This window comes from Streptomyces collinus Tu 365, from assembly GCF_000444875.1.
Lineage (GTDB): Bacteria > Actinomycetota > Actinomycetes > Streptomycetales > Streptomycetaceae > Streptomyces > Streptomyces collinus_A.
In genome coordinates this window covers 3,464,669-3,480,835 of sequence record NC_021985.1, presented here as the reverse complement: position 1 = coordinate 3,480,835, position 16,167 = coordinate 3,464,669, and the positions used below count along the sequence as shown (strand labels likewise).

At 72.5% G+C, this 16,167-nt stretch carries 12 protein-coding genes and 1 pseudogene; 7 read left to right on the top strand and 6 right to left on the bottom strand.

All coding sequences use genetic code 11. The features are described from left to right. Window positions 1–232 precede the first annotated feature (232 nt). Together B446_RS39205 and B446_RS15050 are read left to right on the top strand one after the other, a co-directional pair. Window positions 233–2,167: a zinc ribbon domain-containing protein gene (locus B446_RS39205; RefSeq protein WP_158506754.1), complete on the top strand. Its 1,935-nt coding sequence runs from the start codon at window positions 233–235 to the stop codon at window positions 2,165–2,167. 274 nt (window positions 2,168–2,441) lie between these two features. After that, the gene (locus B446_RS15050) at window positions 2,442–3,131 is read left to right on the top strand and encodes a hypothetical protein (protein WP_043475645.1); all 690 of its coding nucleotides are present in this window, start codon (window positions 2,442–2,444) and stop codon (window positions 3,129–3,131) included. Between the two features lie 96 nt (window positions 3,132–3,227). On the opposite strand, the gene B446_RS15045 is transcribed toward B446_RS15050, so the two are convergent. Further along, a complete protein-coding gene (locus B446_RS15045; RefSeq protein ID WP_020940302.1) occupies window positions 3,228–3,533 on the bottom strand; it encodes a hypothetical protein in 306 nt (101 codons plus the stop codon). 195 nt (window positions 3,534–3,728) lie between these two features. On the opposite strand from B446_RS15045, the gene B446_RS15040 reads away from it, so the two are divergent. Together B446_RS15040 and B446_RS36100 are read left to right on the top strand one after the other, a co-directional pair. Further along, window positions 3,729–4,229, top strand: coding sequence for a DUF2267 domain-containing protein (locus B446_RS15040; RefSeq protein WP_020940301.1), 501 nt, complete (start codon window positions 3,729–3,731; stop codon window positions 4,227–4,229). A gap of 398 nt (window positions 4,230–4,627) precedes the next feature. Next, window positions 4,628–5,950, top strand: a complete 1,323-nt coding sequence (locus B446_RS36100; RefSeq protein ID WP_020940300.1) for a serine/threonine-protein kinase — start codon at window positions 4,628–4,630, stop codon at window positions 5,948–5,950. Window positions 5,951–5,971: 21 nt separating this feature from the next. On the opposite strand, the gene B446_RS15030 is transcribed toward B446_RS36100, so the two are convergent. The 4 genes from B446_RS15030 to B446_RS15015 form a co-directional block, all read right to left on the bottom strand. Then, window positions 5,972–9,097 carry a DUF3427 domain-containing protein gene (locus B446_RS15030; RefSeq protein ID WP_043478339.1) on the bottom strand — a complete coding sequence of 1,042 codons (3,126 nt, stop codon included), beginning with the start codon at window positions 9,095–9,097 and terminating at the stop codon, window positions 5,972–5,974. Window positions 9,098–9,249: 152 nt separating this feature from the next. Continuing rightward, on the bottom strand, window positions 9,250–9,693 hold the full coding sequence (locus B446_RS15025; protein ID WP_020940298.1) for a DUF3592 domain-containing protein: 444 nt from the start codon (window positions 9,691–9,693) through the stop codon (window positions 9,250–9,252). Between the two features lie 101 nt (window positions 9,694–9,794). Beyond that, on the bottom strand, window positions 9,795–10,826 hold the full coding sequence (locus tag B446_RS15020; RefSeq protein ID WP_020940297.1) for an SEC-C domain-containing protein: 1,032 nt from the start codon (window positions 10,824–10,826) through the stop codon (window positions 9,795–9,797). Window positions 10,827–10,979: 153 nt separating this feature from the next. Next, window positions 10,980–12,455: an endo-beta-1,6-galactanase gene (locus tag B446_RS15015; protein ID WP_020940296.1), complete on the bottom strand. Its 1,476-nt coding sequence runs from the start codon at window positions 12,453–12,455 to the stop codon at window positions 10,980–10,982. A gap of 284 nt (window positions 12,456–12,739) precedes the next feature. Here B446_RS15015 and B446_RS15010 point away from each other — a divergent pair, with 284 nt between their 5' ends. Beyond that, a complete protein-coding gene (locus tag B446_RS15010) occupies window positions 12,740–13,561 on the top strand; it encodes a class E sortase (protein WP_043475642.1) in 822 nt (273 codons plus the stop codon). A 54-nt stretch (window positions 13,562–13,615) separates the two neighbouring features. On the opposite strand, the gene B446_RS15005 is transcribed toward B446_RS15010, so the two are convergent. Next, the gene (locus B446_RS15005) at window positions 13,616–15,034 is read right to left on the bottom strand and encodes an MFS transporter (protein WP_043475639.1); all 1,419 of its coding nucleotides are present in this window, start codon (window positions 15,032–15,034) and stop codon (window positions 13,616–13,618) included. A gap of 66 nt (window positions 15,035–15,100) precedes the next feature. On the opposite strand from B446_RS15005, the gene B446_RS15000 reads away from it, so the two are divergent. After that, complete coding sequence (locus B446_RS15000; RefSeq protein WP_193384462.1) at window positions 15,101–15,649, top strand: winged helix-turn-helix transcriptional regulator; 549 nt, start codon at window positions 15,101–15,103, stop codon at window positions 15,647–15,649. A gap of 29 nt (window positions 15,650–15,678) precedes the next feature. Next, a pseudogene (locus tag B446_RS14995) lies at window positions 15,679–16,002 on the top strand (DUF6412 domain-containing protein); the annotation flags it as partial. Window positions 16,003–16,167 lie beyond the last annotated feature (165 nt).

The following is a 16,167-nucleotide window of genomic DNA, read 5'->3' as shown; positions in this document are numbered from 1 at the left end:
AGGTGGAGAGCGTGACGTCGGTCCGTTCTGAGCTGTGACGATCTGCCGAGCCGTCGCTTCGGCGCCAGTCGACGCACACATCATCTTCACAACATGGCCTGCTCCGTGCCAAGATCGTCGCGCCTCGTTCAGTGCCCCTGGACGCGTCACCGCGCGGCTGCCTTCGGCGGCCGCGCGCCTCTTTGCCCCTGGCGGGGCCTGACAACGTAGTCGTCGTCGAGGAGCACAGGTCATGCCTCCCACCTGCTCGCACTGCGAGGCCCAGTTGGCCGGACAGGCCCGCTTCTGCGGTGCCTGCGGCCGCCCCACCCGCGCTCCGGAGCCGGCACCGGAGCCACCGCCCATGCCGGCCGCACCCCCGCCCCCGCCACGGCCGGCCGCCGCTCCGGCCGGCCCCGGGAACCCCGCGGGCACCGCCGCGTTGCTGCGCCTGGCCCAGGGCGACTGGACCGGCCCCGCCCGCATCGTGGCCTACCCGGTCGCCGTGTTGCTGGTGCTGACCCTGATCGTGGCGTGCGTGTCCAGCGCCCAAGGAGGCGTGTTCGGGCAGGCGTTCGGCGCCGGCCTCGCGCTCGTGCTGACCTCGGTCGGCGCGGAGCTGGAAGTTGCCCTGGGCGAGCAGTCGACGACGCTCACGGCCTCGGCGCACCTGCTGGCCGTACCGCTCACCGTCACGCTGCTGTACGCCGGTGCCTGGTGGCTGGGCGCGGTACGGCACGCGAGGCGCGCCGAGGCGATGTCCGAGCGGGCGGCGCCGGGGGAGTCCGCCCTGGCCGGGGTACGCGCCCTGCTGCTCGGCACGGTGCTGACCATGGTGCTGGCCTGGGTGGCGGGCACGTCGGTTCCGCTCATGGACCCGTCGACCGACGGGGCGTCGAACCCCATGGGCCTGATGGGTTCCGAGGGGTCCATGGGCGGCGGCCTGCCGGACGTGGCCGAGCGGGGCGTCTCGCTCACCGTGTCGTCCTCGCCCTGGGCCGCGGGCTGGTGGACGGCGCTGCTGGCCGCCGCGGTGCTCTGCCGCACGCTGTGGCGTCCCGCGATCACGGCATACGTGGCACGCGGTGGATCGGCGCAGAGAGCCCGGCTGTGGCTGACGGCGGCTCGCGACGCGTTGGTGTGCCTGGCCGTGCCGGTCGCGGCGGGCGGTGTCGTGAGTGTCCTGGCGCTGGTGGCGCGGGGCGGGTCCTCGGCGCTGGTCCCCGCCGTCGCGTTCGCCCCCAACTTGGGCGTGATCGCCCTGGGGTTCGGGTTCGGTGTCCCGTTCGACCTCACGCTCTCCGGACTCCCGCGCGTGACGGACGAGTTCGGCGGCGCGGCGACGGGGAGCGGCGACTTCGGCGTCTCCCTGTTCGACCTCCACCAACTGAGCGGCTGGCTGTGGCTGTCGGTGCTGCTCGGCGTCGGTACGGTGCTGCTGCTGAGCAGGACCGCCCTCCGCCGGGGAGCGGACCAGGCGGCGCGCCTGCGGGTCCTGGTGTGCTTCGTACTGCTGTTCACGGCAGCGGCGACGGTGACCGGCGACAGCGTCGACGTCTCCGTCGAGGGCAGCCTCGTGAACGTGGTGCAGGCGTTCGCGGCCGATCTGCTTCCCGCCGGGGCGAAGGCGCAGGTCTCGGTCGGCCTCTCCGTGTTGGGCGCGGCGCTGGGGGCGGCCGTGTGGGCGGCCCTCGGCCTGTTCGTCGTCCCGAGGGCGGCGCGGTTCCTGCGGGGGCCGGGCGGGATGGAGGCGGCCGGGGTGTGGGTGGCCGCGGCGGAGGGGGCCGGGGTGGACGGGGCCGGGGTGGAGGGGCCTCTCCTCGACGGGATTCCCGCGCAGCGGCCGGCGGAGCGGCCCGCGGCTCCGGCCGCTCCCGCGACCCTCGCCGCTCCTCCTGCCCCCGCTCCTGCGCCTATTGCTCCTCCGGCCTCTGCCTCTGCTCCTGTGCCTGTTGCTCCTCCGGCCTCTGCCCCTGCTCCTGCGGCCGCGCCTGGGACCGGGGCCGCCACCGCTCCCGTGCCCTCGGCCGCGCCCGTCGCCCTCGGCCGCGCCCGCGCCGGAGGAGCCGGACGCGCCGGAGGCTCCGGACGCGCCGGAGGCTCCGGACGCGCCAGGGGCTCCGGACGCGCCAGGGGCTCTGGACCAGGACTCGGTGGAGATCGGGTACGTCGCGTCCGAAGCCGCTGACGAGCCTTCCGCCGTGGGCGACGCTCAGCCCACTCAGCCGGCACCCGTGCCGGTCCCGCCGCCGGTGTCACCGGCACGGCTCGAAGACGCTCGGACGCCGGCGGGACCTCGGCCGCGCCCCCGGCCCTCCCAGCCGCACGCCGCACAGTCGCCCCCCACGCCGGTGGCCGCCCTCGCCCCCGTTCCCGCGACCTCGTTCCCCGTGGGACAACAGCCCGTGTCGCCGCCCCCGGCATCCCAGGGGCCCGGCCGTGGCAGGGGAGTGACCATCGCCGTGACCCTCCTGGCGACGGCCCTGGTGGCGGGTGGCGCGACCGCGCTGGCCCTGCGCCTCGGTGGCGGCGCCGCGCGGCCGCACATACTCGCCGCGACGCCTTCGCCCGCATCGACCCTTGCCTCCGCGGGGGAGGCGGTGCCGAGCCGGCAGCCCGCAACCGACGGCGAGGACGCCACCACAAGCCAGTCACCATCGGGCTCACCGTCCCCGGCCGTACCGGCCACGGTGACGGAAGCGGACGCCCTGCTCAAGGAGAACGCTTCCCTGCGTGGCCGGGTGGGGGCAGCCGTCGAAGCCGTACGCGACTGCTCGCTCGGCCCGGCCCCCCTACGGGAAGCGCGGAAGGAGTTCCTCACCGTGGCGGATCGCCGGGACGACTTCGTCCGCCGTCTCCAGCTGCTCGAACCGGACGCGAACGACGACCTGAACGCCGCGGTGGAAGCTTTGTCGCAGGCGTGGACGGCGTCCGCGTCGGCCGACCGCGACTACTACTCCTGGGCCTCGGACGTCCTGGCCGCCGTGGAGGAGGACCCGGTGACGGGCTGCGCGGGGAGCAGCGCTTCGGACTACGACGTGGCCGGCGGCCACAACGAGGCGGCGAACAAGGCGAAGGGCCGGTTCGCCAGGCTCTGGGCTCCGGTGGCCGTGCGGTACGGCCTCACGGAGGTCAAGCCGGGCGACCTGTAGCGCCCGCAACGCCGCGTCGACCGGGAAACGCGTCCGCCCCACCCGCCCGCGCCCCTCGGGCGGGAGCCGCGGCGGGTGGGTCGGCTGAGGCCCGGGCTAGGAGTGGCGCCGGTCGGCGACGGCCCAGGAGGCGAGGGCCACGGCGCCGGCGACACCGAAGACCGCGGGCCAGGCGCCGACCTTCTTGGCCAGCGGGTGGGCGCCGGCGAACGCGGCGACGTAGGCGGCGGTGAGCGCACCGGCGGCCTTCCCGCCCGCCTGCTGCCGCCACCGCTGCGCGGCGGCGGCACCGGCGACGGCCAGCACGGCCCCGCCGAGCTGCCGCTTCTTGGTCCAGCGGGCGACGCCGTACCCACCGACGAGCCCGGTCGCGGCGACGACCGCGCTGGGAACCCTGGCCATGAGTGCCTCCTGCTCCTGATGTCCTCTTCGTTGCGCTTCGAGGCTAACCGGCAGGTGAGCGGGGTCTTCGAACCTGAGTCCGGGTTTGTCAAGTTTCCGGGCGGCCAGACATTGGCCGAACCCCGTCCCATGGCGGCCATGATCGGGGGTACAGGGCGTGCGGAGTTCCGAAGCGTCCCGGAGGAGGAGCCGGCCATGACCGTGGCAGCCCCGCAGCACAGATCCACCATCCCCGCCCCGACCCCGCGTCCCGACACCCGCGACTCGGCCGGAGAGGCCGGCTGGCTGGAACTGACGCGGGCGGTGCGGGAGGCGGGTCAGTACGCGACGGCCGCGGAGGCCGAGGCGGTGACCCGTACCGTCCTGTCCTTCCTGGGCACGCACGTGACCGGCGACGAACGCGTGGCCCTGGCCCAGTCCCTCCCCCCGGAGGCGGGCAGGGTGGTCGCGTCCCAGATCCCGGTCGTCCACCCGCTGCCCGCCCGGGAGTTCGTGGAGCTGGTGGCGTCCCGCATCGAGGGCTCGACCCCCGCGACGGCCCGCTGGGACGTCAGCTCGGTCCTCGGCGTCCTGGCGGACCAGTTGGACGAACCCCTGACGACCCGGGTGCTGGCCCAACTCCCGCACGGTTACGCCATCCTGTTCGGCCGGGCGGACCTGGCGCCGCCGATGCCGTCGACGGCACCGACGGCGTAGCCCTCGTACGCGGGGCGCCGCACCACCGCCCTGCGGCGCCCGCCCCCTGCTTCCCCGGTCCGAACCCTGTTCCCGCCACCGGACTTGGACCTGCGTCCGGGATGGCCCTCGGCCGCGATCGAGCCACCGGTTCCATTCCTGACCACTCCGGATCACTCCGGACCACTCCGGATCATTCCGGACCCCGACCGGGCCGGATAGCTGACAGACCCTCGGGTACTCGCTTCCCCAGCACGGCCCATGGCCGAGTCCGGTATGCGGTGACAGCAACGGAGAACCAGATGAAGGCCCGCCGATCAGCAGCCCCGCCGGCCCCCGCGCCGGTCCGAGCGGACTCGCGGTCCGCCGATGTCCTTTCCGGTCGTTACCGGTTGGGCGCCAGAATCGGATCGGGAGGCATGGCCGACGTCTACGAGGGCCTCGACATGCGCCTCAGGCGGCCCGTGGCGGTCAAGGTCTTCCGGCCGGGCCCCGGCCCGCAGACCGAGGAGAGCCTCGCCATGGAGGCCGTCCTCCTCGCCGGCCTCCAGCACCCCGGACTGGTCACGGTGTACGACTCCGGCCGCCACGAGGACCGGACCTACCTGGTCATGCAACTGGTCGACGGCCCCAGCCTGCACAGCCTCCTGACGAGCGGACCGCTGCCCCAGCCGCGTGTGGCCGCGCTCGGCGCCTCCCTGGCCGGGGCGCTGGCCTACGTCCACAGGACCGACATAGTCCACCGCGACGTCAAGCCATCGAACGTCCTGCTGGACCGGGCCGGGAACCCCCACCTGGCGGACTTCGGCATCGCGCTCTTCGCGGACGCCACCCGCCAGACCGCACCCGACGTGCTGACGGGCACGGCCGCCTATCTGGCACCGGAGCAGGTGGAGGGCGGACGCGTCGGCCCGGCCGCCGACGTCTACGCGCTCGGACTGGTCCTGCTGGAGTGCCTGAAGGGAACACCGGAGTACCGGGGCACCCCGCTGGAGGCAGCGCTCGCCCGCCTCCTGCGCGCCCCCGAAGTCCCCGCCTGGCTCCCCTCGGACTTCGCCGGCCTGCTGCGGTCGATGACGTCCCAGGACCCGGCGTCCCGCCCGGACGCGGCCGAGTGCGCGCAGGTCCTCGCCGCCCTGACCCCCGAGAGCCATCCGCACGAGCCGCTGCAGACAGCCCTCACCCCGGACCGGGGCCCGTCCCTACCGGCGCCGCACCCCGCCACGAACGACCTGGAGCGAACGCACCGGGCGGCCCCTGTCCTGCCGCTCCGCACCCATGACCGAACAGAAGCGCCAGCACCGGGCGCCCACCGCCGCCACCGCCTGGCGGTGGGCGCCCTGGCCGCGCTCTCCGTGGCTCTGGGCACGACCCTCGCCGTCGCCCCGGGCACCAGCGGAACGAACGCCAACCACACGGACGCGGCCGCGACCACCCCCGACCACCCACGCCCCGCCCCGAAGACCAAGACCCCCAGCGGCACCCCCGGCACCCCGGCCCCCAAGCCGACCACCCCCCAGGCCGAGCCCATATCCAGGAACCTCAACCTGATCTCGTCGGCCCGCCCGGCCCAGACACACATCCTCTCGACCACGCACCGCCCCCCGACCACCCCCGAGCCCGAGAACCCCCCCGCCCGACACCACCCCCAGAAACCAGCCACTCCACCGCACCCGCACCCGAACCCGCACGGCCATCCCGGCAAGCGGCATCACGACGAGGGACAGGATGGGGAGGACTGACTTTCCCAGCGGGCGTGTGTCTCAGCTCGCCGTGATCGCCGCATAGGTCCAGACGTCTGCTGGCAGCTGGTGCTTCAGACGCCAGGTGATCGCCATCGGCTTGCTGCCCGTGTGGCGCTCGAAGGTGGCCGGGCCAAGGAGCATCCACGGCTGGGACTTGCCTATGTCGGTGTTCTTGTAGCGGCGCACGAAGAGCAGGACATGGCTGTGGCGATCGTCGTGCTGTCGATATCGCAACCCGGTGCGTGAGTCCTCCGCGGTCGAGTTCTGGGATTCCCAGTGGAAGAGCGTCGGGCTCAAGGCGTAGTCCTTATAGCGGACCGTGGGTGAGAAGTCCTTCTCGTCCTTCTCCAGTGTGATCAGCAGAGCGTCCGTCCGGAGCTCCTCGACCCACTGCACTCCTTGGGCAAAGGAACGGGGCATCTGTCCGTTGAAGCGAGCTACACCAAGGGCAGCGAGGATCTCGGATCGGTTGTACGCGCAGTGCACCCTCAGCGGCACCTTGCTGAGGCGGCCTGTCAGCGGAATCGGGACGTGATCCGCCTGCTCCATGACATGAGACAGCACCTGACGCAGCTCGTCCCTGAACACTTGCTGAGGACGCAGCGAGTCAAGACCCTCCTGGAAGCTGGTGAACCCACCCGCGTCGTCCCAGAGGTTGAAGAACAACATGCGGGCATACGACTGCTCGGTCGCAGGCAGTTCCTCGTACGGTGGGGCGTCGTCGTCGAGGAGCCGGAGATAGGCCGCGGCGCGCTCGGGATCGTCCACGTGGAGGAATGCGTGGGCTCGCTTGAGTAGTGCTGCCTCACCCGGTGCCGGAGCCTCCTGGATCAGGCCGGCGCGTCGGAGGACAGCCGTCCAGGAGTTGCCGCTCTTGTAGAGCTCCTTGACCTCCCGGCGGCTCTCGCGGAGGTAGTCGGACAGACGTGGTGTGCTGTACGCCCTGACCTCGTTCGCCAGCGTTCGGACGTTGGCGCTGAGCTGAGTGCGGATGTTGTTCAGGACGAGGTCTTTGGACTTGCCCTCCAGAAGGATCTGGCAGCCCGACGGCAGGAGCGGAAAGTCCCGCTCGATGTGCTCGACGAGTCGGTTCCGCGAGAGATTGGTGAGGGCGCGGAACTGCTCCTCGAAGCGGAACTCCGCCCGGTGCTGCCCGATGAAGTCGAGGACGGTGAGCACGGGCTTTGTTTCGGTGCGCCGCAGACCGCGCCCCAACTGCTGGAGGAAGACGGTGGCGCTGTTGGTGGGACGGAGGAGGAGCAGTGTGTCGACGTCGGGGATGTCCAGCCCCTCGTTGAAGAGGTCGACGGAGAAAATCACCTGGAGTTTCCCGTCGCGCAGCTCGGTCAGGGCCCTGGCGCGCAACTCGGCGGGAGACTCACTGTCGAGAGCGACGGCCTGGAAACCGGCCTGGCGGAAGAAGTCCGCCATGAAGTGGGCGTGCGCCTTGGTGACGCAGAAGCCCAGGGCCTTCATGGCGCCGGGATGGGAGACCTTGTCCCGGATCTGCTTCACCACGATCCGGGCGCGGGCGTGGTTGCCCGTGTAGAGGTTGTCCAGGTCCTGGTCGGTGTAGGCGCCCTTCTGCCAGCCGAGGTTCGTCAGGTCTGTGCCGTCAGGAATGCCGAAGTAGTGGAAGGGGCAGAGCAGGTCGTTCTCCAGCGCCTCCCACAGTCGCATTTCGGCGGCGATTCGGCCGTCGAAGAACTCGTCCTGGACGTTCCGGCCGTCCATCCGCTCGGGTGTGGCGGTGAGGCCCAGCAACTCACGCGGTGCGAAGTGGTCGATAACCCGCCGGTACGTGGTGGCGGTGGCGTGGTGGAACTCGTCGATGACGATGATGTCGAAGTGGTCGTGGGCCAGTTGCTCAAGCCGCGGGACATGGAGGGACTGGACGCTCGCGAACACGTGGTCCCAGGCGCGGGGCTCCGTGCCGGCGTGCAGTAGCTCGCCGAACGAGGCGTCGTCCAGTACTTCCCGGTAGGTGCGGAGCGACTGTTTGAGGATCTCCTTGCGGTGGGCCACGAAGAGCAGCCTCGGCCGTGTGCTCTCCGAAGTCCTGCACAGGCTCCGGTAGTCCAGGGCCGCCATCACCGTCTTGCCTGTTCCGGTCGCCGCGACCAGCAGGTTCCGGTGCCGGCCGCGGATCTCCCGTTCGACGGTGAGCCGCTCCAGCATGTCCCGCTGGTGCGGGAAGGGACGTACCTCCAGACCGGACAGGTTGATCTTCAGGTCGCTGGCGGAGGTGCCGCCACCTGCCTGGGCCAGTGCGCCGTCGAGGCGCTCACCGTGCAGGTCGGGGTCGTAGGTCTCGAAGGCCGAGTCGTTCCAATACGCCTCGAAGGTCGCCTCGAACTTGTCCAGCACCGCAGGCGTTGCGATCGAGGACAGACGGACGTTCCACTCCAGACCATCCAGCAGTGCGGCCCTGGAGAGGTTCGAGCTGCCGACGTAGGCCGTGTCGAAGCCCGTGTCGCGCCGGAACAGCCACGCTTTGGCGTGCAGGCGGGTAGATCGGATCTCGTAGTTCACCTTGACGGTGGCACCGAAGTCGCGGACGAGACGGTCGAGCGCGTGGCGGTCGGTGGCACCCATGTACGTGGTCGTGATGACCCGGATCTGTACGCCTCGCTCCTTGGCGGCGCGCAGCGCGTCTTCCAGGACCCGGATGCCGTACCACTTCACGAACGCGCAGAGCAGATCGATGCGGTCCGCCGTGGCGAGCTCGGCTCGCAGCTCCGAGCCGAGGCTGAGGTCCTCCGGGGAGTTCGTGAGGAGTGACGTCTCGGAAAGCGGGGTGAGCGGACGGATCGCGTACGCACCCGGTGCTTCCTGCTTGGCGAGCGCGAGCAACTGGCGGGGGCCTTCCGCGACTGCGCTTATGGGCTCCGGATCACTCTGCGCAAGGGCGTCGGCGTTCAGGGAGGCCAGGATGCGGTTGGCGTAGGTGACCTGCTGGTCGGCCGGGAGTTGGTTGAGCCTGCGCGCGACCACCTCACCGATGTGGCGGGCAAGCACGTGAGGCGTCGACTCGGTGCCCACTTCACCATCGACGGCCTTCCACCCCAGGGCCTCGAGCTGGCCGAGCTCCCTGCGCACATCCTCGGTGATCAGCTGCTCGTACACGCCAGCGACCGGTTGCATCCGTCCCCCCGAGTCCGTCACCTGGCCCCCTCCACCACTCTCGACGTGCCTCTGTTGTAACAGGAGGCACTGACAGCGGGGCTGGAAGGGCTGGCCTTCGGGGCGCGGCCACCGCGCCTATGTCCGGTGAGCCGGTTTCCAGCGGCTCCCGGTTACAGAAGCGCAAGAACGCCCAGCCCGATGCCGAGTGCCATGCAAAACACGCACCAGACCAGATTCGCCGTAGGCGAGTAGGACTTCGCCGTGCGGATCACCACCGCGCGGCTTGGGTCCCCCGGGTCGTAGCGGAGGACGACCGGGGTGCCGCGGTAGAGGGCGTTGGGGGAGCCGGGGTTCAGGGGGACCTGGCGGTAGGTCCGGGTGGCGGGTGCGGTGGGGTGGCCGGGTGGTGGGGCCTGGTACCGGATCTGGGGCGGGTGGTACGACGTGCCGACCCGGCGGGCCGAGTTGGCCACCTCGCCTCTCGTCCGGACCCCCGGCACGCCCAGTAGGTCCAGTGACCGGCGGGCGCGCAGGGCGGCACGGGTGCCGTGGGCGCCGACGAGCGTCCAGAACGCGGCGAAGAAGAGGGCCACGACGGGCCAGGGGTGGGGCATGGCCGGGCCCTCTCCTCGGTCTGGTGGGTGCGGGTTCCTCGCCGTACGCAGGCTCCCGGAGGCCGTCGGCCGGCCCAGGTGCCCCGGCCCACCCTCGTCTCTCAGACGCCCGCGACGGGCTCCTGCGTTCCGTGGCAGGCGCCGTACGTCCGGGCCGAGCCGCACCAGCACGAGGCCCCGCGCTGCGGCGGCCACGCCACCGCGCGGCCCCGGGCCGCCAGGGTCGTGGCGTACTGGGGCAGGAGGGTCGGGTCGGACGGGCTCGAGCCCTCCGAGGCCGCGAACGCCTCGTAGGACGGGACCGTGCCGGTGACGATGCCCAGGTTCGCGGTACCGGAGGACGCCAGTTCGCGCAGGGACGCCTCTATGGTCGCCAGGTGCGTCTCGTGGGAGGGGTACTCCGCCGCCAGGGCGTCGTAGGCCGAGAGCAGTTCCGTCAGTTCGGTGGCCGGCCAGTGCAGGACGGCCACCGGGAACGGGCGGGACAGCGCCTCCCGGTAGGCGCCGAGTTCGGCGCGGAGGCGGGAGATCTCCGCCGCCAGTTCCGCCGGGTTGTCCGAGCCCAGGGACCACACCCGCTTGGGGTCGTGGAGTTCGTCCAGCGGCACGGGGGAGGTGTGGAGGGTGTCCGCCAGGGTGTCCCAGTCGTCGTGGGGCAGGCCCCGCATGCGGCGCACGCGGTGGCGGCCGTACAGGAGCGGGTGGGTGGCGCGCGGCGGTTCCGTGCCCTCCGGCAGGAGCAGGCGGGCTCCCTCCGTGAAGGTCTCCTCCGCGGCCTCCAGCTCGTCGTGCGCCTCCAGGGACTCCGCCACGATCACCCACGGGGCCGCATCGCGCGGCGCCGACATGCGGACGCCGTCGATGATCGCCCGTGCCTCCGCTTCGTGGCCGTACTCCCACAGGTTCGAGGCCTTCAGGGCGCGGACGAGGTGGGGGTCCTCCAGCTCGTCCGAGGACGACAGCAGGCGGTCGTAGAGCGTCGTCGCGGCGGGGCGGTCGCCGGAGAGCTCCAGGTGGGCCGCGGCGCGCAGGAGCAGGGCCTCCGCGTCCTCGGGGTACAGGCCGGCGGTTCGCTCCAGGCGTGCCGCTTCGGCGGTGTGGTCGACGTTCTCGGCAGGCGTGTCGGGGCGCATGGGTGACACCGTACTGCCGACCGGTGACACAGGAGGAGGACGCCCCGGCCGTCTGCGCCCTCGGGGGTCCCCGGCAGGGCACCATCAGTTCCCCGGCAGGGCCCCGCCGGGGCGGATTCTCGTCCTTCCTTCCCTCCCCCTGGACGGGGTCCGCTACGGCGTCACCCCGTCCACCTGGAGCGTCTGCACCGACTTCGCCGCGAACGGGACCGTCAGGGTCCTGCCGGACAGGCGGATGTCCGTGTGGGGTGTGTAGAGGTCCGCGCCGCCCGTCGTCACCGTGTTCCAGCGGGGGACCAGGCCGCCCGTCCCGCCCGTCACGGTCGTGAACCCGGACAGGTCGAAGGTGAGCGTCCGGGCCGTGGCGCCGGTGTTCGCGGCCACGATCACCAGGCGCTTCGACGTCCTGTCCAGGGCCGCCACCGCGTAGCTCACGCCGGTGTCCAGGATCGTCATGCCCGGCCGTATGTGACGGCTGAACTGCGCCATGACGTAGTACTTCGTCTGCACTGCGCCCGGCTGGAGGGTGCTCGCGTCGTAGGCGATCATCGCCCAGCCCGCGCTGGGGTCCATCACCTGCCAGTAGACCCAGGCCGTCGGGTGCAGCCAGCGGAAGTCGTAGAGGAGGTTGCTCGCCAGGGCCAGGCCGGTGCCGTCGCCGTCGCCGGTCTCCGAGTTCCACAGGGCCTTGCCCGCAGTGGTGACCACGTCCGTGTACAGCAGGTCGCGCCGGCCGCCCGAGCCCTGGTAGCCGTGGACGTTGACGCGGTCGACGTAGCCCTTGGTGGTGGCGGAGAACGAGTTCCAGGTGGTGCGGGCCAGGTCGTAGCTCGTCTCGTCCGACGCCGAGATCCTCGTGCCCGTCAGGCCCCGCTTGTCCAACTCCGCTCGCAGATAAGGGAGTACGGCCGACTGGACGGAGGAGTCGATGTGGCAGCCCTCCTGGGTGCCCGTCGCCGTCCACCACGCGGAGGACGGCTCGTTGAAGGCCTCCACCGTCGCGAAGTCCACCCCCCAGTTCTGCCTGGCGTACAGGGCCACGGCGGCGAGGTGGGAGGCGTGCCGGCGGTGGTTCCACGACTGGAGGTTGTTGCCGCCGGCGGCCGCCCCGGACGGGTTGTGGTTCAGGCACATCCACCACATCGGGGAGTTGGCGAACAGCTCCGACACCGCGCCCCTCGCCGTCGCCTTCCGCAGCATCGCGCGCTGGGTGGCGTCCGCCGTCCACTTCCAGGCCGACGAGGTGGGGTCCTCGTTGTTCCAGTCCTGCCAGTAGCCCTCGATCTGCTTGAAGGACGGGATGTTCGGCGAAACCGTCATCGTCTCGCCGCCCACGCTGTTCCAGCTGCACGCGCCCAGGTTGTAGCGGGCGATGTTCAGGCCGAGGCCGGGCAGTGCGGTGCCGCCGTACGTCGTCGTACCGGTGGTGAAGAAGAGGTCCGCGAAGTCGTCCCGGGCGCCGAAGGCGTTCGCCCACCAGGCCAGTGAGGTGCCCCAGCCCTCCCAGGTGCCGTAGCCGGCCGACGGGTCGACCGGGATCGTGGCGTCGGCGTGGGCGGTCCCCGTGGCCAGGGTGCTGCCCAGGAGGCCGCCGCCCGCCGCGGCGAGCAGCGTTCTGCGTCGGATCATGACTTCGTCTCCGCCTCTCCGTGCGGCTGTGACGCCCGCCTGCCGCGGCCGGCGCCCGGCTCGTCCCCCTCACATGCCAACAGGAAGCATGGGGGTGCCGGGTGGGGCTGTCGAGGTATGTGACAGCCCTTTCTCAAACCCGTTGAGGAAGTCCGTGTCAGGGGGTGGTGCGGCGCTCGCTCCCGCGGTCCCGCGTCCCGTATCCCCTGCCGCTCTGGCGAGTTGAGGTGTCCCGTCCTATCGTGCGGGCGGTTCCTCGGGAGGCCCGGCGGTGGGAGGCGGGGGTGCGGATGCGGGTCGTACGGCACCGGGACCGCCGCAGGCGGGCGAGGTGGCGGCGGGGGCTGCTCGGCTCCGGCGAACTGCTGGTCACCGTCGGGGCCGTCCTCATGCTGCTCGTCGTGCACCAACTGTGGTGGACCAACCGGGAGGCGCGGCAGGGGGCCGCGCGGGAGGTGCGCACCCTGGAGCGTGAGTGGGGGAACGGGGGCGGAACCGGGGTGCCTTCGGGAGGCGCGTCCCCTCCCGGCGCGTCCCCGGGGTCGGCGTCCGCCGGTCCCCGGCCTCCCGCCGGCGCGGGGGCGGGTGCCGGGGCGGGCGGCGGTGGGCCGCGGGGGGCGTCCGGCTCCGTCGTCGGCGGGAGGCCGCGCCGCTCCCAGGCGTACGCGGTTCTCCTCGTGCCCCGGCTGGGGCTCCGCGTCCCCGTCGCGGAGGGCGTGAGCAAGCAGGACGTCCTGAACAAGGGGTACGTCGGCCACTACCCGGGCACCCAGCAGCCGGGCCAGGCGGGCAACTTCGCCCTCGCCGGGCACCGCAACACCCACGGCGAGCCCTTCCGGTACCTGCCGAGGCTCCGGCGGGGCGACACGGTGGAGGTGGAGACGAGGGCGGCGGTCTACACGTACACCGTCGACCGGATCCTGCCGCGGACGTCCGCCCGCGACTCGGGTGTCGTACGACCCGTGCCGCGCTCGCTCGTCCGGCCCGGGTACGGGTACGACCGGCCGGGCTACTACATCACCCTGACCACCTGCACCCCCGAGTTCACCTCGCGGTACCGGATGGCGGTGTGGGGGAAGCTGAGGTCGATGCGGCCCCGGGGATGAGCGGAGCCGCTCCCGTCCTCAGGCCCGGACCCGTCCTCAGGCCCGGACCCGTCCTCACGCCCGCTCCCGCAGCAGTCCCACCACCGCCGCGCCGAGCACGGCCAGTACCGCCGAGACCGTCATCGCCACGTTCGCGCCGTGGGCCGGGCCGCCGCCCGACGAGGTGACGAGGGCGATGGTGAGGGCGACGCCGGCGCAGGAGCCGATGTAGCGGAACGTCTGCTGGGCGCCGGAGCCCATCGCGGCACGCTCGGCCGGTACCGAGTCCACCGCCACCAGCGGCAGCGCCGCGTTCAGCAGGCCGCTGCCCACACCGCCGAGGACCAGGCCGGGCAGCATCCGTGTCCACGAGCCCGCGCCGATCGCGCCCAGCATCGTCAGCGCGCCCGCCGCGTGCAGCAGGAAGCCCGCCGCCATCTGCCGGCGGGGCGCCACCCGGCCCGCCAGCCGCTTGGCCTGCAGGGCGACGACGAAGGACAGGCCCGACCAGAGGAGGAACAGCCAGGCGGTGTTCATCGCGGACAGGCGCTCGGTCCGCTGGAGCAGGGCGGGGAGGTAGCTGAAGAGGCCGATCACCGTCAGGCCCGTGAACAGGCCGCCCGCCGAGGAGGCGAGGAAGCCGGGCCGGCGCAGGAGGGAGAGGTCGATCATGGGGGTGGAAGTCCGGCGCTCCACGACCGTGAACAGGGCGAGCAGGACCACCGTGGCCGCGAACAGCAGGCCCACCGGTGCGCGCAGCCAGCCGTCGCGGCCGAGGGTGAGGGCGGCGACCAGGGAGACCAGGGCCGTGCCGAAGGTCAGGGCGCCGAGGATGTCGGGGCGGCCGCCGCGTGGGGCCCGGGACTCGGACAGGGCGCGGGTGCCGACGGCCGCCGTCAGCAGCGCCGCCGCGCCGAGGGCGCCGTACGCCAGCCGCCAGGACGGGAACGCCCCGCTGACCAGCGGGCCCGCCGCGATGCCCGCGCTGACGAAGGCGCCCCACACGCCGGTGGCGTGCAGTCGGCCGCGCGCGCTCGGGAAGGCCGTGACCAGCAGGCCCAGGCTGCTCGCGAGGATCGCGGCGCTCGCCGCGCCCTGGGCGACACGGGCGAGGGTGAACAGGAAGGTCGAGGTCGTCAGGCCGCCGAGGGCCGTGGTGAGGCCGAGGGCGAGGGTGCCGGCGAGGAAGACGCGGCGGCGGCCGTAGTCGTCGGCCAGGCTGCCGGCCACCAGGAGCAGGGCGGCCAGGCCCAGCGGGGTGCCGTTCAGCAGCCAGGCCTGGGCGGAGGGCGAGGTGTGCAGCGCGGCCGCGGTGTCCGGGAGCGTGACCACGGGGGCGGTGTACGTCATCAGGGTCACGGCGGTGGCCGCGCTGGTGACGGCGAGCGTGGCGCGCGGGTGCGGGGGCGCGGGGCGGCTCCCCCTCCTCTCCTGCACGGCCACCTGCTGCCGAGGAGGAGTTCTGACCTGAGTTCTTTCACTGAACTTGGGCATGGTCCGACCGTAGCACCCTAGGTTCGTTGATTGAACCCATAGCGGAAAATGGCTACAGTGGACGGCATGGCACTGGGCAAGGACTACGCGACGCAGGAATGCTCGATCGCCCGCGCGCTCGAGGTCGTCGGGGAGCGGTGGACGCTCCTCGTCGTCCGGGACGCGCTCTTCGGCGTCCGGCGCTACAACGACTTCCTCGTCCACCTCGGCATCCCGCGTGCCGTCCTCTCGGCCCGGCTGAAGGCGCTGACCGAGGAGGGGGTCCTGGAGAAGCGGCGCTACCAGGAGGCACCGCCGCGCGACGAGTACGTCGTCACCGAGCGCGGTGCCGCACTGTGGCCCGCGCTGCGGGCGCTGGGGCTGTGGGGCCGCGAGCACTTCCAGGAAAACCAGTTGCGGGCCTTCCAGCACGCCCGGTGCGGCACCGAACTCGGTCCGTACGGCGAATGTCCCGCCTGTGGAACCTTCGTGCCCCCCGCGGACGTCCTCATGGTGCCGGGGCCGGGACTCGATCCCGACCCGGCGGATCCGGTCAGCAGGGCGCTGCTCAAGCCCAAGCGGCTCATGGAGCCCCTGCACGTCGATCCCGCGCAACAGGTCGCGCAAGGCAGGTAAGTCACGCAGGTCCACGGGAGGGGGAGGTCATGGTCCGCGGTCGTTCCGCCGTCGCGCGTCCCGCCGCCTCGCTGCTGGTCCTGGTGAGCCTGCTCCTGCTCCAAGCCGCGCTCCTCGACACCGGCAGTCTCTCCACCGCCGTCGCGCTCGCCGCGACCGCCGCCGCCGGGTCCGCGTTCGCCGCCTGCGTCCTGCTCGCCGCCCGCTCCGCGCCCACCGTCCCGCCCACCCGGGTCCGTACGGCGATACGCGACCGGGCCCGGCGTACGGCCTTCCTGCCGCAGCGCGACCCCGACGCCCCGGGGCGCCGCCGGCCCCGGGCACCCGGACACGCCCCCGCGACGACCCGCGCGCGGGGCACCGGCCGGTCCAGGTGCAGGTACAGCTGCACGTACAGACACGCGGCCTTCCCGACATGCTCATCCGCATGATCACCGGAGCGTGATCCGCCGAACGTGACCCCGCGCGGGTCGTCCTGCCGCCCTGCCCTGCCGTCTCCCCTGAGCCGGCGGGCCCCG

Bases quoted from the DNA above. Each gene is read 5' to 3' on its own strand.
- B446_RS15045 (WP_020940302.1), bottom strand. From the start codon at position 3,533: ATGGCCAGGGTTCCCAGCGCGGTCGTCGCCGCGACCGGGCTCGTCGGT.
- B446_RS36100 (WP_020940300.1), top strand. From the start codon at position 4,628: ATGGCCGACGTCTACGAGGGCCTCGACATGCGCCTCAGGCGGCCCGTG.
- B446_RS15015 (WP_020940296.1), bottom strand. From the start codon at position 12,455: ATGATCCGACGCAGAACGCTGCTCGCCGCGGCGGGCGGCGGCCTCCTG.
- B446_RS15030 (WP_043478339.1), bottom strand. From the start codon at position 9,097: ATGCAACCGGTCGCTGGCGTGTACGAGCAGCTGATCACCGAGGATGTG.
- B446_RS15000 (WP_193384462.1), top strand. From the start codon at position 15,101: ATGGCACTGGGCAAGGACTACGCGACGCAGGAATGCTCGATCGCCCGC.
- B446_RS15040 (WP_020940301.1), top strand. From the start codon at position 3,729: ATGACCGTGGCAGCCCCGCAGCACAGATCCACCATCCCCGCCCCGACC.
- B446_RS15005 (WP_043475639.1), bottom strand. From the start codon at position 15,034: ATGCCCAAGTTCAGTGAAAGAACTCAGGTCAGAACTCCTCCTCGGCAG.
- B446_RS39205 (WP_158506754.1), top strand. From the start codon at position 233: ATGCCTCCCACCTGCTCGCACTGCGAGGCCCAGTTGGCCGGACAGGCC.
- B446_RS15020 (WP_020940297.1), bottom strand. From the start codon at position 10,826: ATGCGCCCCGACACGCCTGCCGAGAACGTCGACCACACCGCCGAAGCG.
- B446_RS15025 (WP_020940298.1), bottom strand. From the start codon at position 9,693: ATGCCCCACCCCTGGCCCGTCGTGGCCCTCTTCTTCGCCGCGTTCTGG.